This window comes from Pseudomonas sp. NPDC089758 (assembly GCF_044748705.1).
GTDB classification, from domain to species: Bacteria; Pseudomonadota; Gammaproteobacteria; order Pseudomonadales; family Pseudomonadaceae; genus Aquipseudomonas; species Aquipseudomonas putida_X.
Genome location: NZ_JBIVGN010000001.1, coordinates 208,205 through 233,507 on the forward strand (window position 1 = coordinate 208,205; position 25,303 = coordinate 233,507).

Sequence of the window (25,303 nt, forward strand, 5' to 3'; positions counted from 1 at the left end):
CGGCATAGGCTGGCACAGGGCCTTTGCCTAGACTCGGACTCAACGAGGGAGCGCCAACCATTCTCGCAGAGCCTGGCCCGCTCCCGCCATGCCTTCGCAATCGGAGCTTCTATGAGCAGCGCAGAAATCTACGTCGTCAGTGCCGTCCGTTCCGCCATCGGTGGTTTTGGCGGCTCGCTCAAGGACCTGCCCCTGGCAGATCTTGCCACCGCCATCAGCCGCGCCGCCCTCGAGCGCTCGGGCGTAGCCCCTGAGCAGGTCGGCCATGTGGTGATGGGTAATGTCATCCCTACCGAACCACGCGATGCCTACCTGTCGCGGGTCGCCGCGATGAACGCGGGTATCCCCAAGGAAACCCCGGCGTTCAACGTCAACCGCCTCTGCGGTTCGGGCCTTCAGGCCATCGTTTCCGCCACCCAGTGCCTGCTGCTTGGTGATGCCGATGTGGCCATGGCCTGCGGTGCCGAGTCCATGAGCCGTGGCCCTTACCTGCTGCCGCAGGCCCGTTGGGGTGCGCGCATGGGCGACCTGCAAGGCATCGACTACACCGTCGGCGTGCTGCAGGACCCGTTCGAACACTTCCACATGGGCATCACCGCTGAAAATGTCGCCGCCAAGCATGGCATCACCCGCCAGATGCAGGATGAACTGGCCCTGACCAGCCAACGCCGCGCTGCCCGCGCCATCGCTGAAGGCCGCTTCGCCAGCCAGATCGTGCCGCTAGAGCTGAAAACCCGCAAAGGCACCGTCGAATTTGCCATTGACGAACACGTGCGCGGCGATGTGACCGCCGAACAGCTGGCCGGCATGAAAACCGTGTTCAAGAAAGACGGTACCGTGACTGCCGGCAACGCCAGCGGCATCAACGACGGGGCTGCCGGCCTGGTGCTGGCCACCGGTGACGCCGTACGCCGCCTGGGGCTCAAGCCGCTGGCGCGCCTGGTGGCCTACGCCCATGCCGGCGTCGAACCGGAGCTGATGGGCCTGGGCCCGATCCCGGCAACACGCAAGGCGCTGGAAAAGGCCGGCCTGAACATCAGCGACCTGGACGTGATCGAGTCCAATGAAGCCTTCGCAGCCCAAGCCTGCGCCGTGGCCCAGGCGCTGGATTTCGACCCCGAGAAGGTCAACCCGAACGGGTCCGGCATTTCCCTCGGCCACCCCGTGGGTGCCACCGGGGCGATCATCGCCACCAAGGCCATCCATGAACTGCAACGCATCCAGGGCCGTTACGCGCTGGCCACCATGTGCATTGGTGGCGGCCAGGGCATCGCCGTCGTCTTCGAGCGCGTTTGAGGGGGCTTGCAGCATGAGCATTGAACAGATCGCCGTGATCGGCGCCGGCACCATGGGCAACGGCATCGCGCAAGTCTGCGCGGTGGCCGGCTATCAGGTGCTGCTGGTGGATGTCGCCGAGGCCGCGCTGGCGCGCGGCGTAGCCACCCTGAGCAAAAATCTGGAGCGCCAGGTCAACAAGGGCACCCTCGATGCAGCGCGCGCCAGCGCAGCGCAAGCGCGCATCCACACAAGCACCGACTATGCCCGCTTGAGCACTGCGCAACTGGTGATCGAGGCGGCGACCGAAAACCTGCAGCTCAAGCAACGCATCCTCCAGCAAGTGGCTGCCAACGTGGCGCCCGATTGCCTGATCGCCACCAACACCTCGTCACTGTCGGTGACCGAACTGGCGGCCAGCATCGAGCACCCCGAACGGTTCATCGGCGTGCACTTCTTCAACCCGGTGCCGATGATGGCCCTGGTCGAGATCATTCGTGGCCTGCAAACCAGCGAGGGCACCTATGCCCAGGCGCTACTGGTCACCGAAAAGCTCGGCAAGACGCCGATCACTGCCGGTAACCGCCCGGGCTTCGTGGTCAACCGCATTCTGGTGCCGATGATCAACGAAGCGATCTTCGTGCGCCAGGAGGGCCTGGCCAGTGCCGAGGACATCGACACTGGCATGCGCCTGGGTTGCAACCAGCCTATCGGCCCCCTGGCGCTGGCCGACCTGATTGGCCTGGACACCCTGCTGGCGATCATGGAGGCGTTCCATGAGGGCTTCAATGACAGCAAGTACCGCCCGGCCCCCCTGCTCAAGGAAATGGTCGCGGCCGGCTGGCTGGGGCGCAAGAGCGGCCGCGGCTTCTTCACCTACTGAGGAGCGGACAGCATGCCCCCGGTCAACGCCGCGATGCGCTGTGCCAATTTTGAAGAGCGGCGTGACCGTGCCATGGCGCTGTTCGCCGAGAAAGGCTTCGGCCAGGTGAGCATGCGCGAACTGGCGGCACACATTGGCTTGACCGCCGGTTCGCTGTATCACCACTTCCCGAGCAAGCAGGACTTGCTGTACGACCTGATCGAAGAGTTATACGAGGAGCTGCAGGCAACCCTGGAGCCTGGCCGCCGCGCCATGGCGAGCGGGCGGTCAGCGTTGGCCTGCCTGATTGCAGCGCACTGGCAACTGCATGCTGAACGCCCCCTGCAGTTTCGCCTGGCTGCCCGGGACTTCTGCTGCCTGAGCGAAGCGCAGCAAACGCGCCTGGCGTTGTTGCGCAAGCGGTATGAGGCCGGGTTGCTGCGGTTGATCGCACCACAGGCGAAACTCCCCGACGCGGCATTGGCGGCGACGGCGCAGGTGGTGGCGACCTTGCTCAACCAGTTGCCTGGGATGCTGAAGGCGTTGCCTGAGGACCAGGGGTTGGGCTTGATGGAAAGCCTGCTGGTTGGGGGGATAGAGCGAGCATTGCGCTAGGCTTTGTACGAAAAGTGCCTGCGCGACGATCATGCTGCGTTGAAAGCAGGCTCGGAATGCTCATTTACACCCCGTAAACTCCGCTTCCTCGCCGGCTTTCGCCTTGCCTGATCGCCGCTCGGCGACTTTTCGTACAAACCCAAGGCGCTACCTCTTCACCACCTCAGCACACGCGGACCAAGCACTGCTCCGATCAGGGTGGGCACCGACATCCCCAGCACGTACCAGGTCGCCCAGAACGGTACCTGCATTTCCGGGCAGTGCAGGCAGTAGACCACCGTTGCGGTCGAACCGGCGAGCAGGCCGGCTGCGGCGCCAGCCTGGCGCAAACGCGTCGGCGCCAGGCCACGCAATGCCCAGAACAGGGTGATGAACACCGGCACGCACAGCAGGGTGATATTCAGCGCACAGGTGCGCCAGGTACGCCCAAAAATCAAATCGGCACGGGCTTCGACCGGAGCCCCGAACAGGCTGATCGCCGCGCCCAGCCAGACCACCAGCAACGGCAGCCCGAGCAGCTGCCACGCTATCCCGCCGCGCACACCGGGCCTGGCCAGACGCTGGGTCAGCCACAGCCCGAGCAGCGCCAGGCTGGTGGGCAAGGCCAGCTTGGCCCAGAACAGCGGCGTACGCACCACTTCGCCCAGGTCGCTACGCACGCCATAGAGGGCGACCGTCATCAGCACCGCAGCCAGTGTGCCTGCAAGCAACGCCAGCGCCAGGCGCCGTGCCAGCGCGTGACGGTCCACCGGCCCTTCACCGGCGGCCAGCAGGGTAATCAGTTCTTCAGTCTTCATGCTCTTCACTGCCTCGAATCAGCCTGGCAAGCGCCTTGAGCCCCCGGTGTATCCCCACTTTGACCGCCGAACTGGATAGCCCGGTAATGCGAGCAGTCTCCTCCACCGACAACCCCTCTAGCTTGACGTGGACGATCGGCAAACGCTGGCGCTCCGGCAACCGCCCCAGCAGCTTGGCAAGGTCGCGACTGGCCTCGGCCGGCGCCTCCTCGCTGACGGCGAACAGGCCACTGTCGTCCTCCAGCAGGTCATGCAACGCGTCGTGGCGCGCATAACGGCGCAGGTAATCTGCCAGCTTGTAGCGGGCAATCGCCTGCACCCACGCCGTCAGCGGCTGTTGCGGCTGGTAGGTGTGACGTGCGTTATGCACGGCCAGCAACACTTCCTGCAGCACGTCTTCGATTTCGGCCGGGCGCTGGTACAGACGCCGCCGCAGAAACCCGCGCACATGCAGCGCCAATGCCGCAAGAAACTCGCGGTAAGCCTGCGCATCACCCGCCAGCCCGCGCAGCAGCAAAACCTGCAACTGCCTCTCGCGTGCGCCGAGCGTGTCTTGAGTGTTAGTTCGTTGCATGGGGCGCCAAGGTTACACCGTCTGAAGTTTTTTCTTTCATCGAACCTTAGCCGCTGCTGCGCTTTTCAGCGCCCCGCTCAGGTCAGATGCAGCACCCTGAAAATATTTTCGCGTGCCTGTAACCCGAGCAGCGGCCAGCGCGAACTAGTCCATGAGCCTGGTACATCACCACGGCCCCATCCTCTGGAGACACCCCCATGAATAGCCTCGCCCTTACCACTGCCGCCCTGGCCCTCGCTTCCATGGCCAGCGTCGCCACCGCCGCCGATACCACCAGCAATGGTGCGGCCATGGAGAAATGCTACGGCGTTGCCATGGCCGGCAAGAATGACTGCAAAGCCGGTGCCGGCACCAGTTGCGCAGGCAGCTCCAAAAAAGACTACGACGGCATGGCCTGGAAAAACGTGCCGGCAGGCACCTGCACCTCGATCAAGACGCCTAACGGCATGGGTTCACTGACCCCGATCAAGTCTTGAGCAGAGGCCGCCGACCATGAACTCGACTGCCTCTCTGGGCGCCGGGCTGGGGCTCAAGGCTGAACACTTTGCCCAAGCCTTAGCCTGCAACGCCGATGGCCTGTGGTACGAGGTGCATCCAGAGAACTACATGGTCGGCGGGCCGCGCCTGGCGTGGCTGCAGCGCATGGCCGAACGCCATGCGCTGTCGCTGCACGGGGTGGCGCTGTCACTGGCAGCGGACGCCGAACCCGACCTGCCCCACCTGCGCCGGTTGCGTACGCTGATCGACCAGGTGAAACCGGTGCTGGTCTCGGAGCACCTGGCCTGGTCCACCTGGCGTGGTCAGTATCACCCCGACCTGCTGCCGTTCCCCCGCAGCCACGAAGCCCTGGTACGCATCAGCGACAACATTCTGCGCACCCAGGATGCCTTGGGCCGTGGCATCGCCATCGAAAACCCCAGCCACTACCTGCACCTGCAGGGGCACGCGCTGGACGAAATCGACTTTCTCGGCGAACTGGTGCGCCGCACCGGTTGCACGCTGTTGCTGGACATCAACAATGTTCATGTCAGCGCCCACAATCTGGGCTTCGACGCCCAGGACTACCTCGACCGCTTCCCGGCCCATGCCATCAGCGAAGTGCACCTGGCCGGCCACAGTCACGACGACCAAGGCGCACTGCTCATCGACTCGCATGATGCAGCCATCGCCGAACCGGTCTGGGCGTTGTACCGCCGGCTGATCGCGCGCATCGGCGCGCGCCCGACATTGATCGAGCGCGACGGCAACCTGCCGGCCTTCGACGAACTGCTTGCCGAACGGGCCATTGCCCAGGCGGCACTCGACCACGCAGGGGCCTTGCCATGAACCTGCCCCTTGCCCAGTTCCAGGACGCCTTCATCGAGGCCCTCTGCCAGCGCCCTGCCCCGCTGCTGCAGAGCCTGACCTGCCAGCCGGCGTTCGCGGTCTACCGCAATACCGTGATGGCCGGTTGCGTGGACGCATTGCGAGCCAACTTTCCCAGTGTCGAAACCTTGGTCGGTACCGACTGGATGCAGCAAGCGGCGGCGGCCTACGCACAGCACACGCCACCCGACGACCCGCGGCTGATTCGCTACGGCGCCACGTTCGCAGCCTTTTTGCAAGACAGGCAAGCCAGCCACGGGCTGCCGTACCTGGCTGACGTCGCGCGCCTGGACTGGCATTGGTGTGAAGTGTTCTGCGCCATCGAGCAACCTTGCCTGGCCCTGACCGACCTGGCAGGCATGACGGCCAGTGACCTGGGCCGTAGCCACCTGCGGCCGCGCCAGAGCGTGCGCTGGCAATGGTTCGACGCGCACCCGGCACTGAGCCTGTGGCGCTGCAGCCGCCAAGGCCTGCCATGGCCCCAGTCACAACCCTGGGTGGCAGAAGGCGCACTGTTGAGCGCCGACCAGGATGGCGTGAACCATCAGCCACTCGAGGCCGGTGGCTGTACCTTCCTCGATGCCTGCGCGGCCGGTCACTCACTGGAAGGCGCCTCGCAGCTCGCCCTGCAACGCCAGCCTGACCTCGATTTCACCAGCCTGCTCGGTCGCCTGATGCAGGCCCGGGTCTTTCTCCCGCTTTCATTCGAATGAAGGAACGGCCATGGACACCCTACGCCCACCTGCTCCCCCCATTGGCCTGCGCCAACGCTGGAACGCCCTTGCCGACGGCCTGCAACGGCTGCTCAGCGACAGTGCCGTGTGCCTGATAGCGCGGCTGGGTATCGCCGCGATCTTCTTCCTGTCAGGCCGTACCAAGGTCGAAGGCTTGCTCAGCATCACCCCCAGTACGTACGACTTGTTCCACACCGAGTATGCCCTGCCGCTGCTTTCGCCCTGGCTCGCAGCCCACCTGGCGACCTACGCCGAACACGTGTTCCCACTGCTGCTGGTGCTGGGCCTGTTCACCCGGCTTTCGGCCCTTGGCCTGCTAGGCATGACGGCAGTCATCCAGGTATTCGTCTACCCGGATGCCTGGCCTACCCACCTGTCCTGGGCCGGCCTGCTGCTGTTGCTGGTAGCCCGGGGTGCCGGCGCTTTGTCACTGGACCGATTGCTAAGGCTGCATTGAACCCAACCGGCCAGCTACCGTTGGGCGGCGGCAGGGTGTTGTGAGAAACACACTTGCAGTGAAGCCCCCCAAGCCGCGGATTTCCAGCCTTGCGGTGTCGCCCCACAGGCGCGCCAGGTGACCGCAGACTATCGCCTGCAGATGCAGATCCTCAGGGAGCAGGCAGGGCTGAACAGGTAAGGAACGAACCGCGCATGGCACGCTGCGGCGCCCTTGCCGGTTGCATGTGACCGGGCATACGTGCAAGGGTAAAAAAGGAATACCCGTCAAAACAAAGGAAGCGAAGCACCCCATGCCAGGAATCACACGTATCCATCGCTATTTGCGCTCACTGTCTGCAAACCGATCTGCAGCCAGTGGGCGTGAAGTCAAACAAGGCGCCCGAGCTGCCTCGAAGCTCGCAGACATCCTCTGCACTCCCCGCTCTGTCCCCCCTTACTTCTACGTCGCGCCGGTGCGCGGCCCTGTCGATCGCCTGCCCCCTACCTGACAACTCAAGCCGCGTTTTTTCGCAGCGCTCGCTTGTACCCGTGTGCAAGCCGAGATGAATCACGACTCACCAAGGGGCAATAGCAAATGATCTTTTTTCAAGGCAAACGCATTTTCAGCGCCATCTTCGATATGGATGGCACCATGTTCGACACCGAGCGCCTGCGCTTCAAGACGCTCAAACAAGCGTCTCTGGAAATTTCCGGCAAGGCGCTGAGCGAGCAGACACTGATCGGTTCGCTGGGCCTGAGCGCGAAGAAGGCCGAGGCCCTGGCCAAGGCGCACAACGGTGACGACTTCCCGTACGCGCAGATCCGCCAGCGCGCCGATGAGCTTGAACTGGAGTACGTGCGCAACCACGGCGTGCCGATCAAAGCCGGCTTGCTGGAAGTGCTGGAGCGGCTGCGCAAGTCTGGCCTGACCATGGCGGTCGCCACCTCCAGCCGCCGGGCCATTGCCGAGGAGTACTTGATCAACGCCAATGTGCTCAAGTATTTCGACATCACCGTGTGTGGCGACGAAGTCAGCCAAGGCAAACCCCACCCCGAAATCTTCCTGCGCGCCGCCACCGCCCTCAACTGCGAGCCGAGCCAGTGCTTCATGGTCGAAGACTCGGAAAACGGCATGCTTTCGGCCATCCGTGCCGAAGGCCAGGCGATCCTGATCGAAGACATCAAGCCGCCGGCCGCTGAAGTCAAAGCCGGCGCGCTGAAGGCCTACCGCAGCATGACCGAATTCCTCGCCGACTTGAGCGAATGCGTGCCTGACTTGGGCATGCCGCAGCTCGAGGAGCCCTTTCCAGCGTCACTGAACCAGTTCCGTGTCGGCATTCACGGGTTCGGCGCCATCGGCGGCGGCTACCTGACCCAAGTGTTTTCCCATTGGGACGGCTACACCCGGCCGTGTGAAATCATCGCCGCCACCCGCTCGCGCATGCTCCGCGAAACCGTCTCTGCGTTTGGCCGCTACAGCGTGCGCTACGGCGCCACCTCGTTCGACCAGACCATCGAGAATGTACGCATGATCGACATGGACGATGCCGAGGCGGTGATCGACATGTACAACGCGGCAGAAATCGTCGGCCTTAGCCTGCCGGAGCAGGCCATCCGCAAACAGGCCAAGGTGATTGCCCAAGGCCTGCTGCGCCGCTTCGAGCGCCGGGGCCGTGACCTCACGATCCTGATCGTGCTGAACAAGATCGGTGGCGCCGCGTTCGTGCGCTTGCACGTACAGGCGGAGCTGGAACTGCTGTGCGCGCCAGACATCACGCAACAGATCCTGCAAAAAACCCATTTCGCGGAGACGGTGGTCAGCCGCATCGTGTCCAAACTCAGCAACGAGGCCCTGGTCCGTCAGTTGCGCATCAAGTCGCAGATGTTCCAGAACAGCCTTGACGACGAGCCTGCACCGGTCAGCAAACCCTCCGCACCCGTACCTGAATACGAGCGGCTGATCTGCCGCTTCCGGCCTTTCGCGCAATCGAGCAACGCGATGAGCCAGTTGCACCTGATCCTGTTCAACAGCGAGCCGGACATGCCGTTGTACGTGGAGCGCGGCAGTGACCTGCTGGAACGTCTGCGCCAAGTGAAGACGGTCGCTGACATCGCCCAGATCCAGGTCATCAAGAACCGCCTGTGGAACGGCCCTCACGCCATCATTGCCTGGTATGCAAGCGTGCTGGGCTATGACTGGGTTGGCCAGGCCATGGGCGATGAGCGGGTCAGTGAACTGGCCGAGCGCTTGATTAGCCAGGAGGTCGCACCGGCACTGGTGGCTGAGAATGCCGACATGGCAGAGGCAGTCCGCGATTTTGCCAGCACCTTTCTGGAACGCTGCAAAACGTCGTTCAAAGACCCCTGCTCGCGTGTCGGGCGCGACCCACTGCGCAAACTTCAGCGCAACGAGCGCATCCTCAGCAGTATCGACCTTGCCCACAAGCACGGCATCGAAACCCCTGGCCTGACGTTCGGGGCTGCGCTTGGCATTCACTATGCGTTGCGTTGCAGCGACAGCAAGGACCTCGAAGCGCAGACCATCAAACGCATCTACCAGCAGAACGGTGAATGCGTCGAGGCTGTGCTGACCCATAAGGGTGATTACAACGGCAAGCCTTACCCAGGGATGGACCCCGTTGCCGACGCGGCGCTGATCGAGGCCATTGCAGGGAATTTCAGGCAATTGCAGCAGGAAGAGAATGCGGTGATGTCCGCGGTGAATTAAGCCCAGGCTTGTGTCGCCTGTGAGATCGGCAGTGCGTGATCTCACAGGCGTCCAGGCGCCCGGGGGCTGCAAACGCCGACAAAAAACCAAAATCCGATCGACCTCTTGCGCCCACTGGGCGTCCGATGCACTGCACGTGCGAATTCACTCAAGGGCAACCAGGAGGCCAATCGCTCATGAACGATCGCATCATCGAATTTTTCACCGACACCACTGTGTTCGGTATTTCCATCCTCAACCTGCTGCTGGCGGTCGCGGTCGCCGCACTGACCTTTGTGGCCGCACGGGCGGCCATCAGTTTTCTGCTCAGGCGGGTGCAACGCTGGTCCGTGCATGACGGTGCGCTGAGCCATGTCATGGCCAAAGTACTGTCCGGCACCAGTAACTCCCTGCTGTTCCTCGCTTCTGTGCTGGTGGGCCTGAGCATGCTCGACCTGCCCGAGCGCTGGCTGAGCCGGGTGGGCAGCCTCTGGTTCGTGGTGGCAGCGCTGCAGATCGGCCTGTGGGCCAACCGCGCCATCGGCCTGGGCCTGGGCCGCTACTTCGCCCGGCACGGCACCCCAGGCCTGAACCAGGGCAGCGCCCTGGCTACCCTGGCCGGCTGGGGCGCACGCGTGCTGTTGTGGTCGGTGGTACTGCTGGCCATGCTGTCGAACCTGGGCGTGAACATCACCGCCTTCGTCGCCAGCCTGGGCGTGGGCGGCATTGCCGTTGCGCTCGCTGTGCAGAACATCCTCGGCGACCTGTTCGCCTCGCTGGCGATTGCCGTGGACAAGCCATTCGAGGTGGGCGACTTCATCGTCATCGGCTCATTGTCCGGCACCGTCGAGCAAGTCGGGCTGAAGACGACGCGCATCCGCAGCCTGGGCGGTGAGCAGATCGTCATGGCCAACGCCAGCATGATCAGCAGCACCATCCAGAACTACAAACGCTTGCAGGAGCGGCGCATCGTCTTTGAGTTCGGGCTGTCTTACGACACCCCGACCGAGGCCGTGAAAAAAGCCCCGGCCATCGTCGAGGAGGCGATCAAGGCGCAGGACCAGGCGCGCTTCGACCGCGCCCACTTGCGCGGTTTCGGCAAGGAGGCATTGGAGTTCGAGTGCGTCTACATCGTCAAGGACCCAGGCTACAACCTCTACATGGACATTCAGCAGGCCATCAACTTCCGCTTGCTCGAACGGTTCTCCAGGATCGGCGCCAAGTTCGCCGTACCCGTGCGGGCAATCAAGGTCACAGCGCTGCCGCAAGGGGCCGAGACCTTCGGCCACAGTACCGAAGAGCGGGGTTTCAGAGAGGCTTGAGCTCCAGCCCCTATCGACCCAGCCCACGCAGCGCTTCGACCAATTGTGCCTTGGTCATGCTGGAGCGCCCCTTGATGTCCTTGCTGCGGGCCTCTTTCATCAGGCTTTCCTTGGTCTGGGTCTCCAGGGAAGCGCCTGATGTGCGGGCATGGCCCTGACGGGTTTTGGCGGCACGCCTGGCAGAGTCGGAACGCGCGGTGCTTTTTTCGCCGGGCGTGGTCTTCTTGCCTGAGCCGCCAGCTTTCTCACCACCCCCAGACTGCTTGTTGACGGTAGCCCAGGCACGCGCCTCGGCCTCATCCTTGGAGACCCCCTTCTGCTCGTAGCTTTCTTCTATATGCTCAGCTTTGCGTTTCTGCTTTTCGGTGTATTTGGCTTTGTCTCCACGTGGCATGGCATTCACTCCTGCGGCAGTTTGCTAGGTGGGGTTGGGCGGCGAAGGCCCGTCATCCGTTTGGACGAGGCTTGCTGGCGGATGTTCAGCCTGATACGCCACAGTGCCTCGGTTGCCTGCACAGAGCGAAGCCAATCAAACTTTTTCATGCCCATGGGCTCTTTTGAAAGACATACCTTCAAGCGGGAGCAAGCCATGAAGCACACCGATCGCAACAACGGCGACAGCGCGGACAAAGTCCCTCGCCCGATATCCTCGGAGCACGCCCAGCAAGGCGAGCCATCGCCCGACCCTGTGCTGGAGCGGCCGGACCCCGACACCGAAGCCGTGGACAAAGTGATCACGCCGACGTCGATCAAGGAACAACAGGCGCAGACCGAGGCCATCAAGCGGCGCCTGGCTGAGGTCGAAGACAAAAAACGGCGATAACGGAGCTGCCCACCCGCCAGCCGACAGGACGCGCCATGACGACCCACGCCCTGCAACCACCCGCCGGCGCCTGTGCGCAGGAGCGCTTCTACAGCACCGACATACCGGCCCGGCTCGACCGGCTGCCGTGGACGCGCTTTCATACCCTGCTGATCATGGCGCTGGGCATCACCTGGCTGCTCGACGGCCTTGAAGTGACCTTGGCCGGTTCGGTGGCGGGTGCGCTCAAGGCCAGCCCGGCCCTGGCAATGACCAATACCCAGATCGGCCTGGCAGGGGCGGCCTACATCGCCGGTGCCGTATTGGGTGCATTGCTGTTCGGCTGGCTCACCGACCGCCTGGGGCGACGCAAGCTGTTCTTCATTACGCTGTTGCTGTACATCGGCGCAACGGCGGCCACGGCCTTCGCCTGGGACCTGTGGAGTTTTCTGCTGTTTCGCTTTCTCACCGGGGCCGGCATCGGCGGTGAGTACACCGCCATCAATTCGACCATCCAGGAATTCACCCCGGCGCGCTATCGCGGCTGGGTCGACCTGACCATCAATGGTACGTTCTGGCTCGGTGCCGCACTGGGCGCGGTGGGCGCAGTGATCCTGCTCGACCCAGCGGTGCTTGGCGGTGAACTGGGCTGGCGCCTGTGTTTCGGCATCGGCGCCGCGCTGGGTTTGCTGATCCTGCTGATGCGCCTGTGGATACCCGAAAGCCCACGCTGGTTGATGATTCACAATCAGCCTGAAGAGGCCGAACGCATCGTCGCCAGTATCGAACGCCATTACCACCAGCGCGGCATCGCCATTCCCCCGCTGCAAACCCCTGCCCTGCAGCTGCGCGCGCGCGACCATACGCCACTGCGCGAGGTGTTCCACAGCCTGTTCAGGGTGCACCGGGGGCGGGCACTGGTGGGGCTGACGCTGCTGACCGCCCAGGCCTTTTTCTACAACGCGATCTTCTTCACCTATGCCTTGGTGCTGACCGACTTCTACGACGTGCCGCCTGCCCAGGTGGGCTGGTACATACTGCCGTTCGCCCTGGGCAATTTCTGCGGGCCGTTGCTGCTGGGCCGGCTGTTCGACGTGGTCGGGCGGCGCATCATGATCAGCTCCACGTACCTGCTGTCCGGCCTGTTGCTGGCGGTCAGCGGTTACCTGTTCCAGCAGCAACTGATCGATGTGACCGAGCAGACCATCGCCTGGATGGTGATTTTCTTTTTTGCCTCGGCAGCCGCCAGTTCGGCCTACCTGACCGTGGCTGAAACCTTCCCGCTGGAGATCCGTGCGCTGGCGATTGCCGTATTCTATGCCTTTGGCACGGGGCTTGGTGGCTTGATCGGCCCGACCTTGTTCGGCGCGCTGATCGAGACCGGCGAGCGCCTGAATGTCCTGTACGGCTACCTGATCGGCGCGGCGTTGATGATCATCGCGGCACTGGCCCAGGCGCTGTGGGGCGTGGCGGCAGAGCGACAGCCACTTGAACACGTAGCCAGGCCCCTGTCGCAAGTGAGCGACACCTGACCCATTCGGAGACTTTATGCTGCGCGCGTTTGAACAACGGCTCGACCCCTTCCCACCCGACGAGGCGCCCCCACCCCCGGTTGGCCTGCTGCGCTTCCTGTGGGCCTGCACGCGAGGCGCGCGCGGCTATGTGCTGGCCCTGGCGCTGCTCAGCGCCGGGGTGTCGATCTACGAAGCCTGGCTGTTTTCCTTTCTGGGGCAGGTCGTCGACCTGCTCTCGGCCTGGCAGGCGGGCGGCGCTGCCGATGGGCAGGAAACCCGGGTGTTGTGGGGTATCGCCATCGTATTGCTGACCAGCATCGGCCTGGTGGCGCTGCGCACGATGGTTCAGCATCAGGTACTGGCGATCAACCTGCCACTGCGACTGCGGTGGGACTTCCACCGGCTGATGCTGCGCCAAAGCCTGTCGTTCTTCTCTGACGAGTTTTCTGGCCGGGTTACCACCAAAGTGATGCAGACGGCGCTGGCGGTGCGCGAAGTGCTGTTCACCGTCATCGAGATCGCCCCGGGCATCGGCGTGTATTTCATCGCGATCATCGCCCTGGCCGGCGGCTTCGACCTGAAACTGATGCTGCCTTTCATTGCCTGGGTCGCGTTGTTCGGGCTGGCCATGCTGTACTTCGTGCCGCGCCTGGGCCAGGTGGGGCAGGAGCAGGCCCACGCGCGTTCCTCGATGACCGGGCGAGTGTCGGACGCCTACACCAATATCACCACGGTCAAGCTGTTTTCGCACTCCAAGCGTGAAGCGCATTTCGCGCGGGCCGCAATGGAAGACTTCAAGCTCACCGGCTTTCGCCAGATGCGCTTGGTCAGCCAGTTCGAGATCGTCAACCAGGCGCTGGTGGTCGGCCTGATCGCTGGCGCGGGTGGCTACGCCCTGTGGCTCTGGCACCAGGGCGAAGTCGGCACTGGCGCGGTCGCCGCGATCACCGCCATGGCACTGCGGGTCAACGGCATGTCGCACTGGATCATGTGGCAGATGACCTCGCTGTTCGAGAACATCGGCACCGTGCAGGATGGCATGGAGACCCTCACACGCGGCCCGAAAGTGCAGGATGCGCCGAACGCCGGGGTGCTCAAGACCACGGGTGGTGCGGTGGACTTCGACAACGTCAGCTTCAACTACAACGGCGAACGCCAGGTGCTCGATGGGCTGACGCTGCACATTCGCCCAGGCGAAAAAGTCGGCCTGGTGGGGCGCTCCGGTGCGGGTAAATCCACGCTGATCAACTTGCTGCTGCGCTTTTACGACGTGGACAGCGGCGAAATTCGCATCGATGGGCAGAACATCGCCAAGGTTACCCAGGACAGCCTGCGCAGCGCCATCGGCATGGTCACCCAGGACACGTCCCTGCTGCACCGCTCCATCCGCGACAACATCGCCTACGGTCGCCCCGATGCGACCGAGCAACAGATCCGCCACGCCGCGGCCAACGCCCAGGCCGATGCATTCATCGAGCAGCTCAGCGACCGGCAAGGCCACAGCGGCTACGACACCTTGGTGGGTGAACGCGGCATCAAGCTTTCGGGTGGCCAGCGTCAACGCATCGCCATCGCCCGGGTCATGCTCAAGAACGCCCCGATCCTGCTGCTCGATGAAGCCACCAGCGCGCTGGATTCGGAAGTCGAGGTCGCCATCCAGGAAAGCCTCAATGAAATGATGCAGGGCAAGACGGTCATCGCCATCGCCCACCGACTGTCGACGATCGCCGCCATGGACCGGCTCATCGTCATGGACCAGGGGCGCATCATCGAACAGGGAACCCACAGCGAACTGCTCGCCAGGAACGGCACCTATGCCCGGCTGTGGCAGCACCAGAGCGGTGGCTTCCTGGGTGAGGATCAGGGTGTGGCCGAGGCCATGGAGTAAGCCATGGGCCATCCACGCATTGCCCTTGCCCTGGCGCTGACGCTGGCGGCCAGTACCCCTGCGCTCGCCGAGCAGCCGTTACGCCTGCAACAGCTCAAACGCTGCGGCGACTTGATGGACAGCCAGCAGCAAACCTGGTGCCTGCGCGTGCAGGGGCTTGGCCAGGCCACGCCGCAGCTGCTGCTCAACGGCAACGCAGTGGCTCCGGCGCGTATCCAGCGCCAGGGTGACACCCTGCGCCTGCAACTGGACAGCACGGCGGTGCGAAGCGGCCCGCTGTGGTTGCAGGACGGCCCGCGTGCCAGCAACGCCGCCTGGCTTACCCTGCGCAACAACCATGTGCTGGCCGCAGGGCCCAAGGAGGTGGCCAAGAACATGGATGGCCTGACCACCTATGTCGACCTGGTCAGCGTGTTGATCGAAGAGGACCACGACGGCCGCCAGGAGGCCGAACGCTTGGCGCGCAAATACGGGGCCAAGGTGGTTGGCAGCATCGCTGCGCTGAACCTTTATCAGCTGCGCCTGCCCGCCCGGGACCTGGTGCAGCGCGACGCGCTGGTATTGCGTCTGGGTGGTGAAACCAGCGTGGATGCGGTGGTGGTGGAGGAATCAGCGGCTGAAGAGGCAGAGCACGCCGCCCGCGAGGCGCCGGGGACCCGCAAGCCTGCGCAAGACTCGGACGAGTGGGCTGCCAACCGCTTTCTCGATGCGGTGCACTACTACCAGCGGCGCATCCCGGGGCGCCAGGCACCGGTGCTGCCCACCCCCATTCGGGTCGGCGTGATCGAACGCAACGTCGACTTCGACAGCGCAGACTTTGCCGACTACCTGGGCGCCTGCGAGGGGCGCCGCACCTGCGTCTATGCCCAGGATGCCAGCAAGCCGGACAACCACGGCACGACCGTGGCCGGCATTCTCGCCGCCGCCTGGGATGATGGGGGCAATACCGGCTTCCTGAAGGGGCTGGACAAGGCGGCAGGTGGCTTCGAGGTGATCGTCGAGCGCAACTCCGATGCCGGCATCACCGCCAACATTGCCGCATCGGTGAACCTGGTCGAGGACGGCGTGCGCGTACTCAACTGGAGCTGGGGCATTCACCGCGTCGGGGCGCGCAACGTGCAAGGCGACGAAGTGGATTCACTGCTGCGCTCCGGGATTGCCATGAGCGGCTATGAAGAGCTGCTCGAAGAATTCTTTCTCTGGCTGCGCAAGGCCCATCCGGACGTGGTCGTGGTCAACTCGGCCGGCAACGGCGCCTCGTTCTCGGGCACCGACGAATACCGCCTGCCCTCCTCCTTCATCACCGAACAACTGCTGGTGGTGGGTGGCCATCAACGTAGCGGGCAGGCGTCAGTCCCCGTCGAGTCGCCAAACTATGCCGTCAAGCGCAGCACCTCGAACGTAGACATGCGCGTCGACATCACCGCCGCAGCCTGCGCCCACGCCTCTACCCCACAGGCAGGCCAACCCGGCGCGGTGCATTGCGGCACGTCCTATGCTACCCCGATGGTCACAGGCCTGGTGGCGGCAATGCTGTCGATCAACCCGCAGTTGCAGCCCGAGCAGTTACGCATGCTGCTGCGCCGCAGCGCCATGACCATCGGCGGCAACAACGACTTCGAACGAGAGGACGCCGAAGACCTCACCGCGCCAATCCTGCCGTCGGAGCGCAACTTTCAGTTGCACGACCAGGACGTGGGAAGTTCGGCGCGGCTGGACATGCAAAATGCCCTGCAGCTTTCGGTGCAAAGCCTTGAGCGGGTGCGCTGAACAGCGTCCAGAACCTCCGCGCTCACGGCCTCGGTCAGGGTGCCTTTTTCTCCACATCCCTGGGGGGCTTGGCCGGCCCTTGGGGATCGACCTGCGGGTCGTCCAGGTCCGGTGAGTCCGGGTCGAAACCCAGGTCATCCTGGCTGTCGGCGTGGTCGGACGAGTGCGGCCCCTTGTCTCGCGCGGTTCGTTGCGCGGTGGAATCATGCGCCGTACCGTTCGAGCCGTCTGGCCGATGGGCATCATTGTCCCGCTCTACTTCCCCTTGGCCCTGGGCCTGGCTTGCTTTCTCAGGCGCTTGCGTGGTGTGCGTCTTCATTGCCCCTCCTGAACCTATGGCGTGATACAGCACTGGCTGCCCCACGGGGGCAGCTGCTGTAACAGAGGAAGCCTGGAGGCCTGATAAAGTTCACCTGGCCATCGCTGCGCCGGGATGGGCGGCCAGCACGGCGGCTGACAACCCGCCGGGCTAATCGAAGATGGCCACTGCCCGGACGAACCCCGCGGACGCCTGGCGGATCTTGTAGGGGAAACAACTGACCATGAAACCGTAGGCCGGGAGCTGATCCAGGTTGGCCAGTTTCTCCATCTGCCCATAGCCGATGTCACGGCCGGCCTTGTGGCCTTCCCAGATAATCGATGCATCGCCTGTGGCACTGAAACGTTCACGGGTGTACTTGAACGGCGCATCCCAGCTCCAGGCATCGGTGCCGACCACCCTTACCCCCCGCTCCAACAGGTAAAGCGTCGCTTCGCGGCCCATGCCCACCCCGGCTTCCAGGTAGCCCGGCTGGCCAAACAGGCTGCCTGCGCGGGTATTGACCAGCACGATGTCCAGCGGCTGCAGTTGATGGCCGATGCGGGCAAGTTCGGCTTCCACCTGCGTCGCCGTCACCACGTGCCCATCGGGCAGGTGGCGAAAATCCAGCTTCACACCCGGCTGCAAGCACCACTCCAATGGCAGCTCATCGATGCCGAAGGCCCGCTCACCGCCATTGGTGGTGGACGCATAATGCCAGGGCGCGTCCATGTGCGTGCCGCTGTGGGTCGTGATCTGCAACCGTTCAGCTGCCCACGACTCATCACCGGGCAGGTCTTCCTTGCGCAGGCCCGGGAACATCGCGGCCATTTCCGGCCAGCCCTGCTGGTGGTCCATGTAGTCGATCTTTGGCAGCAAAGGCGGTGGGTCGGTGTAGGGGTTGTTGTCCAGGGTGACGGAAAGGTCCAGCAGGCGACGCTTGTTCACATTCATGCACAGATTCCTTTACGGGTTGCCGCGGTGCCGCGGCGCGGTGGCAGATCAAGGGCGTTGCGCAGCAGGCCAAGCACTGAGCCGTCATGGCAGAAACCCAGCTTGCGAGCTTGGGTTGTACGCAAGGCCGGATAGCGACCGAACAGCGCTTCGAGCTGTGGCTCGGGCTCGAAGCTGATGCAGGCGCGGGTCTCTTCGCCCAGGCTGGCCTGCAGCCCGGCAAGCACCTGGGCGATCGTCAGCTGCAGCACCGGTAGCTGCCAGACACGACGGTCACCCGGGGCTTGCAGTTCGGCGGCATGCAGCAGGTTGTCCACGCAGCAGCGGGCCGACATCCACCAGGCGCTGGCTTGAGGGGAAACCGGGCATGTGTAGGCCTCACCGGCTGCGTAGGCGTGCAGCAAGTCACTCATGAAGGCCGAGCGAAGGCCGTTCGGCTCGCGCGGCCGGGCGACAATGCCGGGCAGGCGCAGCGCGCGGCCATCCACCTCGCCGCGACGCGCGAGGTCCTGCAGTGCGATTTCCACCATGCGTTTGTGGGCCGCGTAGGACAGTTGCGGCGAACAGGGTTGGTCCTCATCCATGCGCAAGGGCAGATCGCCGCCGTACACCGCGACACTGCTGGCGTACACCAGCACGGGCGGTCGCCTTGGGTTGCGCAACTGGTCGAGCAGCTCCAGGCTGCCCTGCAGGTTGACCTGGTAACCCAGCTCGTACTGCGCCTCGGCGGCGCCCCCGGGCAGGCTGGCCAGGTGGAACACCACATCCACACCATCGGCTAGCGCCCGGCGCAACAACGCAGGGTCGGTGACACTGCCGTAATGGCGGCGTAACCGCGCATCGTCGGGCAGCCCGTCCAGTTGCCGGTCCAGTATCAGTAACGCCTCGATGGGCCGCCCACGCACCTCGCCGGCCTCCAGCAGGCGCATTACCAGTTGGCGCCCGACAAAGCCGTTGGCCCCGGTGACCATTACGCGCATTGCCAACCTCCCGGCACCACACGCTGGTCGATGGCACCGAACAGCACCTCGCCTGCACGACTCCGGGCTTCCATGCGCACGCGGTCGCCAAAGCGCATGAAGGCCGTGCGCGGTGCACCGTGGGCGATGGTTTCAATGGCACGGCGCTCCGCGATGCACGCCGACCCTACAGAACGGTCCGCGTTCGACACAGTACCCGAGCCGATCAAGCTACCGGCGCTAAGGCGCCGGGTCAGCGCCGCGTGAGCGATCAGTTGGTGGAAGCCGAAATGCATGGCCCCGCCATGTGGGTGGCCAAACCATTCGCCGTTCCACGCCACGTTCAGCGGCAGGTGCACGCGGCCGTCGCACCAGGCGCCGCCGAGTTCGTCCGGGGTCACCGCCACCGGAGCGAAGCTGGTGGCAGGCTTGGCCTGGACAAAGCCGAAGCCGGTCTTCATCTCCCTGGGCGCCAGGGCGCGCAAGCTGACGTCATTCAGTTGCAGTACCAGCCGCACATGCTGCAAGGCGCGTTCCGGCGGGCAGCCCATGGGCACGTCATCGACCAGCACCGCGAACTCGCCCTCGAAATCGATGCCGTGGGCCTCGCTGGGCAAGGGAATGTCCGCCCGCGGCCCCAGAAAGTCGTCGCTGGCCCCTTGGTAGATCAGCGGAATGTGCTCCACACCCTCGATGGGGTCCAGGTTGAAGGCTTTCTGCATCAGCTCGCCGTGGCTGAGGAACGATGAAGCGTCCAGCCACTGCCTGGCCTGGGGCAGCGGCGCGGCGAGTTGTGCCAGGTCAAGGTCGAACGCACCCGCGGCCTGGCCGGCGTTCAGCTGCGCATACAACTGCTGCAGGCCGCCCTCGACCTGCGCCCAGTCGTCCAGGGCAGCCTGCAACGTAGCGGCGATGGGGCTGGCCTGGACCGCCCGCTGCAGGTCGCGGGCAACCACCAGCAGGCGGCCATCGCGGCTACCGTCATTGAGTGTGGCCAGCTTCATGGCAGCACCTCCTTGAGCTGCTCGGCGTAACGGCCGTCGAGCAGGATGAATACCATGCGCGCCATCTGCTCGGTACGGTTGCTCCAGGCGTGGTTGGTGCCGCGCTGCACGACGATGTCACCGCGCTTGAGGTGTACCTCGTCGCCGTCCAGCACCAGCCACACCTCACCTTCAGTGACGATCCCGTAATCCAGGGTCTCTGTGCGGTGCATCAGCTTGTGCTTTGAATCGGCGTTACCCGTGCCGGCATGCGCTTCGCCGATTTCGGCGAAGGCAGCCGCTGCCTGCTCAGCGCTGACCTGGTTCTGCAGGCTGTCCGGCGGGATATCCACCACGCGGATCACACTGCCCGATGGGGCGGGGCTCAATTGCAGGGGCCGGGCGGTCGGGTCGTCGCCATTGTCCAGCAGCGCGGGGCTGCTGGCACTGTTCCACACTTCGTAGAACACCGTGCCTGGCACCGCTTTGAGCGCGAAGTCATGTGCCGTGGGGCCACAACTGGCCACCACCGCCTGCCCCTGAGGATCGTGGCCGGTGACGACGCGTTTGAAGGTTGGAAGTGACTGCATGTTGTCTCCTGTCAATTACCGTGGCCAGTGCCAGGGCCGGCACCTGGGCCTGTGTTGCAAAGCTGATCGCTCACAGCGCACCCACTGCGCCCGCGCCACGGGCGCGCCGCAACAACAGCAGGCACAGCGGCGCCAGGACCAGTTGGCTGAGCGCAACCAGCAGCAACGCCTGCGGCAGCTGCGGCGGCGCGCCGCCAGTCAGCGCGAGCACCAGCAGCGGGCTGATGAATTCACCGGCGAAGATCGCGGCGGTGAACCCGCCCGTGGCCCGGCCGCGCTGGTCGAAACCGACGTGCTGCATGACCTGGCTGATGAGGCTGGGCAGCAGCAGGCCAACGCCCAGGCCATTGATCAGCACGGCCACCACCACCACTGCGTGGCTGGTGGAAAGCGCCATCAGGCCACCGCCAAGCCCCGCCGTGGCAAACCCCAGCGCCAGCAGACGCCCCGCTGGCTGGCTGGCCAGCAAGCGGAAGGCCAGTGCCCCGGCCAGCACGCCGAGTTGGTTGGCGCCCATGGTCAGGCCCACCTGCTGCGGTGCATCCACATGCAGCAGTTGCAGCAGGTAGCCGACTTGCACCGGAACGATGAACAGGCTCACACCCGCCAGGCCGGTCAGCAGGTAGATCGGCGCCAGGGCGGCCCAGGGGAAGCGTGAAGCCTGGCCATGTCGAGGTTCGACACGGCGCGCCTGCGGTTCCCATAACAGCCAGGCCATCAGCGGCAGGCACAGCACGCCTACGGCATACAGCGCGAACGGCGTACGCCAACCGTTTTCACCCAGTGCTCCGCCCAGGCCCATGAACAGGGCGGCTGACAGCGAGGTGGCCACCATTTGCAGGGCAAACAGCCGTTCCCGGCGTTGGCCCTCGAAGTAGTCCCCCATCAGTGTGGTGCAGCAGGTCATGATGCCGGCTTCGGCCAGGCCGATGCCGGCGCGGCTGGCGATGATCAGGCCAAGGGAGTCCAGCCACAGCGGCAGCACCCCACAGAGGCTGTAAAGCAGCATGCTGGCCAGCAGCAAGGCCCGCCGGCCGACACGGTCCGCCAGCATGCCGGCCCAAGGTGCCGCGAGGGCAATCACCAGTGCGGGCAAGGTCAGCACAATCGGTACCAGCACCGCCACGCCGGGCGCTGCGCTGAAATGCAGCTGCATGCGTGGCAGCACAGGGGCGATCAGCACGGCCCCCAGCACCGGCAGGCAGCTGCCGAACAGCAATAACAGCGCCTGCGCACTGCCGGGCGTACGTTCAGCGGCCATGGCTCACCTCCTCCAGCGAATGCAGTCGCGCGCCGCGCGGGGTCAATTCAGCACCGGGTTGGCGCTGTTGCGACAAAGGCTCATGAGCGGGCAACACCGGCGAACGCACCTGGCCTTGCGGCAGCAGGAAGTAGGCCAGTGCCGGCAGCAGGACCAGCGCCCCGACCATGTTCCACACAAACATGAAGGCCAGCAGCACGCCCATGTCCGCCTGGAATTTGATCGGCGAGAAGATCCAGGTACCCACCGCGATGGCCAGGGTCACGCCCGTCAGCATCACCACCTTGCCGGTGAACAGCAGCGCGCGGTAATACGCCTGGGAAAGGCTCGCCCCCTGTCGCAGCTGCGCCAGCACGATGCTCATCACATACAGCGCGTAGTCCACACCGATGCCGACGCCGAGCGCGATCACCGGCAACGTCGCCACCTTCACGCCGATGCCCAACGCCACCATCAACGCCTCACACAGGATAGAGGTGAGCACCAGCGGCAACACCGCGCAAAGCACCGCACGCCAGGAGCGGAAGGTCACCAGGCAAAGCAGGATGACAGCCCCGTACACCCACCAGAGCATGTCGCGGTTGGCCTGTTTCACCACCTGGTTGGTGGCAGCCTCGATGCCGGCGCTCCCGGCAGCGAGCAGGAAGGTAGCCTGCTCGCTGTCGTTGCCCTGGGCAAAGGCCTGGACGCTGTCCACCACCCGCGCAAGGGTGTCGGCCTTGTGGTCGGTGAGGTAGGCGTAGAGTGTGAGCAGGCTGCAGTCATCGTTGTACAGGCCGCGCGGGGCGTTGGCGGTGACCATGTTCAGGGTCGCCTGGTTGTTCACCAGCTCGTACCATTTCGGGCTGCCTTCAGAGAGGCCAACCAGTACCCGGCGGTTGAGCAGCGCCAATGAGTTGGTCGAGTCGACCCCCTGCAGGCCACGCAACTGCCAGTCGAGGTCGTCCACGCGCTTGAGGGTATCGTAGGCCGAACAACCGCCAGCGGGCGTGCGCACCATCACCGCAAACACGTCACTGCTGGCACCGTAGTGCTCAGTGATGAACGCGTTGTCGCGGTTGTAACGCGAATCGGCACGCAACTCGGGGGCGCCAGCATCCAGGTCACCCACTTTCAGGTGCAGGCTCACGGCGAAACCGCCCGCGGCCATCAGTAGCGCCAGTGCAATGCACCACGCAGCCCAGCGGCGGCGGGTGAAGTGGTCCAGCAGGCGCCACATCGCGTGCTTCTGCGCCCCGCTCGCCTGCGCCTGTTCGGCGCGCAGGCTACGGCGCGCACCTCGGGCGCTGACCCCGACATAGGAAAGCAGCACCGGCAGCAGGATCAGGTTGGTGAAGATCAGCACCGCCACGCCGAGGCTGGCGATGACGGCAAGGTCCTGGATCACCTGGATACGGATGATCATCAGCACCGCGAAGCCCACCGCATCGCACAGCAGTGCAGTGAGCCCGGCCAGGAACAGCCGGCGGAAGGTGAAGCGCGCCGCCACCAAGCGGTGCATGCCGCGGCCGATGTCCTGCATGATGCCGTTCATCTTCTGTGCGCCATGGCTCATGCCGATGGCGAACACCAGAAACGGCACCAGCACCGAGTACGGGTCCAGTTCGTACCCCAGCAGCGGCAGCAGGCCCATTTGCCAGACCACTGCCACCAGTGAGCAGGTCACCACCAGCGCCGTGCTGCGCGCACACCGGGTGTACCAGTAGAGCACCACAGCGGTGATGGCGATGGCTGCGGCGAAGAACAGCAGGATCTGCCTCAAGCCATCGATCAGGTCGCCGACGACCTTGGCGAAGCCGGTGATGTGAATCTGCACGCCCTGCTGCTGGAAGCGTTCACGCAGGCTTTCCAGTTCGCTGGCGAAGGCGTTGTAGTCGAGCGCCTTGCCGTCCGGTGTCGTTTCCAGCAGCGGCACGTAGACGATGCTCGAACGCTGGTCGAAGGCCACCAATTGGCCGATCTCGTTGGAACGTTCGACGTTGCGCTTGAGCGCCTCGAGGCTCGCGGGGCCGCCGTCGTAGCCGTCGGGGATCACAGGGCCGCCTTCCAGGCCCTCCTCGGTCACCCCGGCCCAGCGGGTGGAGGGGGTCCAAAGCGACTTCATCGCCGCACGGTCGACGCCCGGCAGCAGGTACACCGCGTCGTTGAGTTGCTGCAGGCTGTGCAGGTAGTCCTTGTCGTAGATGCTGCCACTGGGGTTGGCCACGGCGATGCGCACCGCGTTGCCCAGCCCGGCAAGTTCCTGGCGGTGTTCCAGGTAGTTGTGGACGAATGGGTGGTCGCGGGCAATCGTCTTCTCGAAGCTGGCGTTGAGCGTCAGGCGCGTGGCCTGCCAGCCAAGCAGCACGGTCGCGGCCAGGCACAGCAGCAGGACCAACGCCCGATGGTTGAACAGTGCACGTTCCAGCAGCGACCCGGACATGTTGTCGAAGTCATCGAGACGGCCGCTGCAAGGCGCCGGCGGATTCATGGCATGCATGGCTCAGTCCTTCGTGAAAGAGGAAGAGGAAGGCGCCAGGCGGCGTGCACCGGCCATGCCGACGGCGACGATGGCACCGTCGGCGGCAGTGGTGGCGGCAGTCAGTGGCAGGCCATCGGAGACCGGCACGGGGTGCGCGGCAAAGTCGCTCAGGCTGCTGTGCAGCAACATCCCGGCCTGGTTGGCCAGCAATACCTGATCACCGGCGACACGGATGGCGTTGAGCGAAGCAGCAATCGGGTTGACCAGCGCCTGGAAACTTGCACCGCCGTCATCGGAGGCGAACAACGAACCGCGCAACCCGCCGACCAGCAGCCGTCCGTTGGGCAGCACGCTGGCAGCGAAGTAGCTGCCCTCATAAGGGCCTTGCAAAGCCTCGAAATGAGCCCCGCCATCACGCGAACGCAGCAACAGGCCCTGCTCGCCAGCGACGTACAGGTCAGCGCCCTGGCGGGCCAGGGCATACAGGTGCAGGCCGCGGCGGTTGGGCAGCAGGCCCATGGCGGACTGCCAACTACGCCCGCCGTCGGCCGTGATCATGGCCAGCCCGTAGGCACCCACCACCAGGCCGTGCTGCGCATCGGCGAAGCTCAGCGCCAGCAGGGGCTTGTCGGCGCCGTCGGCCAGCAGCCGCTGTGCGGCGGCCAGGCGGCGCTGATCCGCAGAGGCCTCGGCTGCCTGTAACTCCAGGGCCGCGGCGCGCTTGCCATCGAGCTGCAAGGCCCAGTGCTCGCCACCGTCCTCGCTGCGCAGCACGACGCCAGCGTGGCCGACCGCCCAGCCGTTGCGCGCATCGACGAACTGCACCGCGGTCAGGCTGACGCTCACTGGCACGGTCGTGGCCTGGCGCCAGGCCTTGCCATTGTCGTCCGAAAGCAGCACCACGCCACGTTCGCCCACCGCCACCAGGCGCGCGCCGGCACGGGCCACATCCTGCAGCACCGCTCGCAAGGCCTGGGGGCCATGCACTGCGGGCTGCGAGAGCACATCCACACTGCCGCCGGCGTAGGCCGGAGGCAGCGTGCAACAGGCGGCCAGCAGCCAGCCCTGGAGCATCTTGTTCATCGCACGCAACCTTTTTTCTTGTAGTCGATACGGCCCAGGTGCAATGCGCCT

General features: G+C 64.8%; 23 protein-coding genes and 1 pseudogene. 13 read left to right on the top strand and 11 right to left on the bottom strand.

All coding sequences use genetic code 11. From position 1 onward, the window contains the following. Nucleotides 1-111 precede the first annotated feature (111 nt). The 3 genes from ACIPZH_RS00995 to ACIPZH_RS01005 are packed head-to-tail and all read left to right on the top strand — an operon-like array spanning nucleotide 112 to nucleotide 2,752. On the top strand, nucleotides 112-1,296 hold the full coding sequence (locus tag ACIPZH_RS00995; protein WP_241805879.1) for an acetyl-CoA C-acyltransferase family protein: 1,185 nt from the start codon (nucleotides 112-114) through the stop codon (nucleotides 1,294-1,296). A 13-nt stretch (nucleotides 1,297-1,309) separates the two neighbouring features. Further along, nucleotides 1,310-2,158 carry a 3-hydroxybutyryl-CoA dehydrogenase gene (locus ACIPZH_RS01000; RefSeq protein WP_400625123.1) on the top strand — a complete coding sequence of 283 codons (849 nt, stop codon included), beginning with the start codon at nucleotides 1,310-1,312 and terminating at the stop codon, nucleotides 2,156-2,158. A 12-nt stretch (nucleotides 2,159-2,170) separates the two neighbouring features. Then, the gene (locus ACIPZH_RS01005; protein ID WP_400625125.1) at nucleotides 2,171-2,752 is read left to right on the top strand and encodes a TetR/AcrR family transcriptional regulator; all 582 of its coding nucleotides are present in this window, start codon (nucleotides 2,171-2,173) and stop codon (nucleotides 2,750-2,752) included. A 155-nt stretch (nucleotides 2,753-2,907) separates the two neighbouring features. On the opposite strand, the gene ACIPZH_RS01010 is transcribed toward ACIPZH_RS01005, so the two are convergent. Together ACIPZH_RS01010 and ACIPZH_RS01015 are read right to left on the bottom strand one after the other, a co-directional pair. Next, on the bottom strand, nucleotides 2,908-3,549 hold the full coding sequence (locus ACIPZH_RS01010) for a DUF1109 domain-containing protein (protein WP_400634650.1): 642 nt from the start codon (nucleotides 3,547-3,549) through the stop codon (nucleotides 2,908-2,910). Continuing rightward, nucleotides 3,539-4,123, bottom strand: coding sequence for a sigma-70 family RNA polymerase sigma factor (locus tag ACIPZH_RS01015; RefSeq protein ID WP_400634652.1), 585 nt, complete (start codon nucleotides 4,121-4,123; stop codon nucleotides 3,539-3,541). Before ACIPZH_RS01015 ends, ACIPZH_RS01010 begins: the two co-directional genes overlap by 11 nt. 197 nt (nucleotides 4,124-4,320) lie before the next feature. Here ACIPZH_RS01015 and ACIPZH_RS01020 point away from each other — a divergent pair, with 197 nt between their 5' ends. The 6 genes from ACIPZH_RS01020 (at nucleotide 4,321) to ACIPZH_RS01045 (ending at nucleotide 10,689) form a co-directional block, all read left to right on the top strand. Next, nucleotides 4,321-4,599, top strand: coding sequence for a DUF2282 domain-containing protein (locus ACIPZH_RS01020; protein ID WP_267823175.1), 279 nt, complete (start codon nucleotides 4,321-4,323; stop codon nucleotides 4,597-4,599). Between the two features lie 16 nt (nucleotides 4,600-4,615). Further along, the gene (locus tag ACIPZH_RS01025) at nucleotides 4,616-5,449 is read left to right on the top strand and encodes a DUF692 domain-containing protein (RefSeq protein ID WP_400634654.1); all 834 of its coding nucleotides are present in this window, start codon (nucleotides 4,616-4,618) and stop codon (nucleotides 5,447-5,449) included. Continuing rightward, nucleotides 5,446-6,201, top strand: coding sequence for a DNA-binding domain-containing protein (locus ACIPZH_RS01030; RefSeq protein ID WP_400634656.1), 756 nt, complete (start codon nucleotides 5,446-5,448; stop codon nucleotides 6,199-6,201). Before ACIPZH_RS01025 ends, ACIPZH_RS01030 begins: the two co-directional genes overlap by 4 nt. Before the next feature lie 10 nt (nucleotides 6,202-6,211). Then, nucleotides 6,212-6,679 (top strand): DoxX family protein, encoded by a 468-nt coding sequence (locus ACIPZH_RS01035; RefSeq protein WP_400634658.1) that lies wholly within the window; start codon nucleotides 6,212-6,214, stop codon nucleotides 6,677-6,679. A gap of 576 nt (nucleotides 6,680-7,255) precedes the next feature. After that, nucleotides 7,256-9,388, top strand: coding sequence for a bifunctional mannitol-1-phosphate dehydrogenase/phosphatase (gene mtlD, locus ACIPZH_RS01040; RefSeq protein WP_400634660.1), 2,133 nt, complete (start codon nucleotides 7,256-7,258; stop codon nucleotides 9,386-9,388). Nucleotides 9,389-9,564: 176 nt separating this feature from the next. Further along, the gene (locus ACIPZH_RS01045; protein ID WP_400634662.1) at nucleotides 9,565-10,689 is read left to right on the top strand and encodes a mechanosensitive ion channel family protein; all 1,125 of its coding nucleotides are present in this window, start codon (nucleotides 9,565-9,567) and stop codon (nucleotides 10,687-10,689) included. 10 nt (nucleotides 10,690-10,699) lie between these two features. Here ACIPZH_RS01045 and ACIPZH_RS01050 read toward each other — a convergent pair whose 3' ends face one another. Further along, nucleotides 10,700-11,083: a termination factor Rho gene (locus ACIPZH_RS01050; protein ID WP_241805890.1), complete on the bottom strand. Its 384-nt coding sequence runs from the start codon at nucleotides 11,081-11,083 to the stop codon at nucleotides 10,700-10,702. A 195-nt stretch (nucleotides 11,084-11,278) separates the two neighbouring features. Between ACIPZH_RS01050 and ACIPZH_RS01055 the strand changes: the two genes are divergently transcribed. Genes ACIPZH_RS01055 through ACIPZH_RS01070 form a run of 4 tightly spaced genes read left to right on the top strand, consistent with a single transcriptional unit; the run spans nucleotide 11,279 to nucleotide 16,663 of the window. Then, nucleotides 11,279-11,512 carry a hypothetical protein gene (locus tag ACIPZH_RS01055; RefSeq protein ID WP_400634664.1) on the top strand — a complete coding sequence of 78 codons (234 nt, stop codon included), beginning with the start codon at nucleotides 11,279-11,281 and terminating at the stop codon, nucleotides 11,510-11,512. A gap of 35 nt (nucleotides 11,513-11,547) precedes the next feature. Then, nucleotides 11,548-13,023 carry an MFS transporter gene (locus ACIPZH_RS01060; protein WP_400634666.1) on the top strand — a complete coding sequence of 492 codons (1,476 nt, stop codon included), beginning with the start codon at nucleotides 11,548-11,550 and terminating at the stop codon, nucleotides 13,021-13,023. Between the two features lie 16 nt (nucleotides 13,024-13,039). After that, entirely contained in the window at nucleotides 13,040-14,893 is a 1,854-nt protein-coding gene (locus tag ACIPZH_RS01065; protein ID WP_241805893.1) for an ABC transporter ATP-binding protein, read from the top strand. A 3-nt stretch (nucleotides 14,894-14,896) separates the two neighbouring features. Continuing rightward, nucleotides 14,897-16,663, top strand: a complete 1,767-nt coding sequence (locus ACIPZH_RS01070; protein ID WP_400634669.1) for a S8/S53 family peptidase — start codon at nucleotides 14,897-14,899, stop codon at nucleotides 16,661-16,663. A 34-nt stretch (nucleotides 16,664-16,697) separates the two neighbouring features. On the opposite strand, the pseudogene ACIPZH_RS01075 reads toward ACIPZH_RS01070, so the two are convergent. The 8 genes and pseudogenes from ACIPZH_RS01075 to ACIPZH_RS01110 form a co-directional block, all read right to left on the bottom strand. Then, nucleotides 16,698-16,844, bottom strand: a pseudogene (locus ACIPZH_RS01075) (DUF6021 family protein); the annotation flags it as partial. A gap of 288 nt (nucleotides 16,845-17,132) precedes the next feature. Continuing rightward, nucleotides 17,133-17,915: a cyclase family protein gene (locus ACIPZH_RS01080; protein WP_400625149.1), complete on the bottom strand. Its 783-nt coding sequence runs from the start codon at nucleotides 17,913-17,915 to the stop codon at nucleotides 17,133-17,135. Beyond that, on the bottom strand, nucleotides 17,912-18,895 hold the full coding sequence (locus ACIPZH_RS01085; protein WP_400634671.1) for an NAD-dependent epimerase/dehydratase family protein: 984 nt from the start codon (nucleotides 18,893-18,895) through the stop codon (nucleotides 17,912-17,914). Before ACIPZH_RS01085 ends, ACIPZH_RS01080 begins: the two co-directional genes overlap by 4 nt. Continuing rightward, the gene (locus tag ACIPZH_RS01090; RefSeq protein WP_400634673.1) at nucleotides 18,886-19,878 is read right to left on the bottom strand and encodes a fumarylacetoacetate hydrolase family protein; all 993 of its coding nucleotides are present in this window, start codon (nucleotides 19,876-19,878) and stop codon (nucleotides 18,886-18,888) included. The genes ACIPZH_RS01085 and ACIPZH_RS01090 overlap by 10 nt, the downstream gene beginning before the upstream one ends. After that, nucleotides 19,875-20,447 (bottom strand): cupin domain-containing protein, encoded by a 573-nt coding sequence (locus ACIPZH_RS01095; RefSeq protein WP_400625155.1) that lies wholly within the window; start codon nucleotides 20,445-20,447, stop codon nucleotides 19,875-19,877. The genes ACIPZH_RS01090 and ACIPZH_RS01095 overlap by 4 nt, the downstream gene beginning before the upstream one ends. A gap of 70 nt (nucleotides 20,448-20,517) precedes the next feature. Next, nucleotides 20,518-21,708, bottom strand: coding sequence for an MFS transporter (locus tag ACIPZH_RS01100; protein WP_400634675.1), 1,191 nt, complete (start codon nucleotides 21,706-21,708; stop codon nucleotides 20,518-20,520). After that, on the bottom strand, nucleotides 21,698-24,187 hold the full coding sequence (locus ACIPZH_RS01105) for an RND family transporter (RefSeq protein ID WP_400634677.1): 2,490 nt from the start codon (nucleotides 24,185-24,187) through the stop codon (nucleotides 21,698-21,700). Before ACIPZH_RS01105 ends, ACIPZH_RS01100 begins: the two co-directional genes overlap by 11 nt. A 3-nt stretch (nucleotides 24,188-24,190) precedes the next feature. Beyond that, nucleotides 24,191-25,252, bottom strand: coding sequence for a YCF48-related protein (locus ACIPZH_RS01110; RefSeq protein WP_267823111.1), 1,062 nt, complete (start codon nucleotides 25,250-25,252; stop codon nucleotides 24,191-24,193). Nucleotides 25,253-25,303 lie beyond the last annotated feature (51 nt).

What these genes read in the sequence shown, in the direction of transcription:
- ACIPZH_RS01085 (WP_400634671.1), bottom strand. Translation starts at nt 18,895, where the DNA reads ATGCGCGTAATGGTCACCGGGGCCAACGGCTTTGTCGGGCGCCAACTG.
- ACIPZH_RS01015 (WP_400634652.1), bottom strand. Translation starts at nt 4,123, where the DNA reads ATGCAACGAACTAACACTCAAGACACGCTCGGCGCACGCGAGAGGCAG.
- ACIPZH_RS01020 (WP_267823175.1), top strand. Translation starts at nt 4,321, where the DNA reads ATGAATAGCCTCGCCCTTACCACTGCCGCCCTGGCCCTCGCTTCCATG.
- ACIPZH_RS01010 (WP_400634650.1), bottom strand. Translation starts at nt 3,549, where the DNA reads ATGAAGACTGAAGAACTGATTACCCTGCTGGCCGCCGGTGAAGGGCCG.
- ACIPZH_RS01035 (WP_400634658.1), top strand. Translation starts at nt 6,212, where the DNA reads ATGGACACCCTACGCCCACCTGCTCCCCCCATTGGCCTGCGCCAACGC.
- ACIPZH_RS01025 (WP_400634654.1), top strand. Translation starts at nt 4,616, where the DNA reads ATGAACTCGACTGCCTCTCTGGGCGCCGGGCTGGGGCTCAAGGCTGAA.
- ACIPZH_RS01080 (WP_400625149.1), bottom strand. Translation starts at nt 17,915, where the DNA reads ATGAATGTGAACAAGCGTCGCCTGCTGGACCTTTCCGTCACCCTGGAC.
- ACIPZH_RS00995 (WP_241805879.1), top strand. Translation starts at nt 112, where the DNA reads ATGAGCAGCGCAGAAATCTACGTCGTCAGTGCCGTCCGTTCCGCCATC.
- ACIPZH_RS01050 (WP_241805890.1), bottom strand. Translation starts at nt 11,083, where the DNA reads ATGCCACGTGGAGACAAAGCCAAATACACCGAAAAGCAGAAACGCAAA.
- ACIPZH_RS01100 (WP_400634675.1), bottom strand. Translation starts at nt 21,708, where the DNA reads ATGGCCGCTGAACGTACGCCCGGCAGTGCGCAGGCGCTGTTATTGCTG.
- ACIPZH_RS01070 (WP_400634669.1), top strand. Translation starts at nt 14,897, where the DNA reads ATGGGCCATCCACGCATTGCCCTTGCCCTGGCGCTGACGCTGGCGGCC.
- ACIPZH_RS01005 (WP_400625125.1), top strand. Translation starts at nt 2,171, where the DNA reads ATGCCCCCGGTCAACGCCGCGATGCGCTGTGCCAATTTTGAAGAGCGG.
- ACIPZH_RS01110 (WP_267823111.1), bottom strand. Translation starts at nt 25,252, where the DNA reads ATGAACAAGATGCTCCAGGGCTGGCTGCTGGCCGCCTGTTGCACGCTG.
- ACIPZH_RS01055 (WP_400634664.1), top strand. Translation starts at nt 11,279, where the DNA reads ATGAAGCACACCGATCGCAACAACGGCGACAGCGCGGACAAAGTCCCT.
- ACIPZH_RS01090 (WP_400634673.1), bottom strand. Translation starts at nt 19,878, where the DNA reads ATGAAGCTGGCCACACTCAATGACGGTAGCCGCGATGGCCGCCTGCTG.
- ACIPZH_RS01030 (WP_400634656.1), top strand. Translation starts at nt 5,446, where the DNA reads ATGAACCTGCCCCTTGCCCAGTTCCAGGACGCCTTCATCGAGGCCCTC.
- ACIPZH_RS01065 (WP_241805893.1), top strand. Translation starts at nt 13,040, where the DNA reads ATGCTGCGCGCGTTTGAACAACGGCTCGACCCCTTCCCACCCGACGAG.
- ACIPZH_RS01095 (WP_400625155.1), bottom strand. Translation starts at nt 20,447, where the DNA reads ATGCAGTCACTTCCAACCTTCAAACGCGTCGTCACCGGCCACGATCCT.
- ACIPZH_RS01060 (WP_400634666.1), top strand. Translation starts at nt 11,548, where the DNA reads ATGACGACCCACGCCCTGCAACCACCCGCCGGCGCCTGTGCGCAGGAG.
- mtlD (WP_400634660.1), top strand. Translation starts at nt 7,256, where the DNA reads ATGATCTTTTTTCAAGGCAAACGCATTTTCAGCGCCATCTTCGATATG.
- ACIPZH_RS01045 (WP_400634662.1), top strand. Translation starts at nt 9,565, where the DNA reads ATGAACGATCGCATCATCGAATTTTTCACCGACACCACTGTGTTCGGT.
- ACIPZH_RS01105 (WP_400634677.1), bottom strand. Translation starts at nt 24,187, where the DNA reads ATGCATGCCATGAATCCGCCGGCGCCTTGCAGCGGCCGTCTCGATGAC.
- ACIPZH_RS01000 (WP_400625123.1), top strand. Translation starts at nt 1,310, where the DNA reads ATGAGCATTGAACAGATCGCCGTGATCGGCGCCGGCACCATGGGCAAC.